Genomic DNA, 959 nt, shown 5'->3' with positions numbered 1-959 from the left:
TCTTTCTTTTCCTCCTGTTACTTAGATGTTTCAGTTCACAGGGTCTTGCTTTACTAAGCTATGTATTCACTTAGTAATGACTGTGTCTTCCACAGCCGGGTTTCCCCATTCGGAGACCTAGGGGTCAATGCTTTTTGTGAGCTTGCCCTAGTTTTCGTTCACTTACGTCCTTCTTCGCCTTCATGTGCCAAGGCATCCACCTTGCGCCCTTGCTTTCTTGACTGGAAATATTTTTTGCTATTTAGTTTTATGCCTAAGCTGACTTAGACTGGTTCATCTAATAGTGCATTTTTAAGTCTACACTTTTCAACTATAAATAGTAATAGTAAGTAGCTTACCAGAATAACCCAGTAGCTACTATTAACTTTACTTTTACTCGTCGGCAACTTGGCAAATCATAGATTTGAAACGTTGCGACGTCTGACCTTCCATCGATTTCGCTTTGCGAAATCGGGATAGGTCATGATGGTGGACCTGAGTAGACTCGAACTACCGACCTCACGCTTATCAGGCGTGCGCTCTAACCACCTGAGCTACAGGTCCAAACAATAACTAACCTTAATATTTTTCTAAGGGGAATAACGTATCATTCCCCAAGCCTTTACTGATTAAGAATCTCTTCGTTTATGATTAATTTTAACCATACTTTGCTAGAGACGTCCTATCCGTCGTTTTGCTACGCAAAACTTCGTCTAGGATGAAAAGCACTTCGTACTTTCCACCCTACCAGGTCGGGCTTCCTTAGAAAGGAGGTGATCCAGCCGCACCTTCCGATACGGCTACCTTGTTACGACTTCACCCCAGTTACTGACCCTACCTTCGACTGCTGCTTCCAAAGGTTAGCTCACAGGCTTCGGGTATTGCCAACTTCCATGGTGTGACGGGCGGTGTGTACAAGACCCGGGAACGCATTCACCGCAGCATTCTGATCTGCGATTACTAGCAACTCCAACTTCATG

The 959-nt window shown here is 44.4% G+C and carries 1 tRNA gene and 2 rRNA genes; all 3 read right to left on the bottom strand.

What is annotated here, in order from left to right:
• A 23S ribosomal RNA gene (locus C7D97_RS00015) occupies positions 1-223 on the bottom strand; the annotation flags it as partial.
• A gap of 243 nt (positions 224-466) precedes the next feature.
• Positions 467-543 (bottom strand) — tRNA-Ile (locus tag C7D97_RS00010).
• Positions 544-745: 202 nt separating this feature from the next.
• A 16S ribosomal RNA gene (locus tag C7D97_RS00005) occupies positions 746-959 on the bottom strand; the annotation flags it as partial.

The organism is Anaerococcus marasmi (assembly GCF_900290195.1).
Lineage (GTDB): Bacteria > Bacillota > Clostridia > Tissierellales > Peptoniphilaceae > Anaerococcus > Anaerococcus marasmi.
The sequence above is the reverse complement of the archived record's forward strand: the minus strand, read 5'-3'. Positions and strand labels throughout refer to the sequence as shown.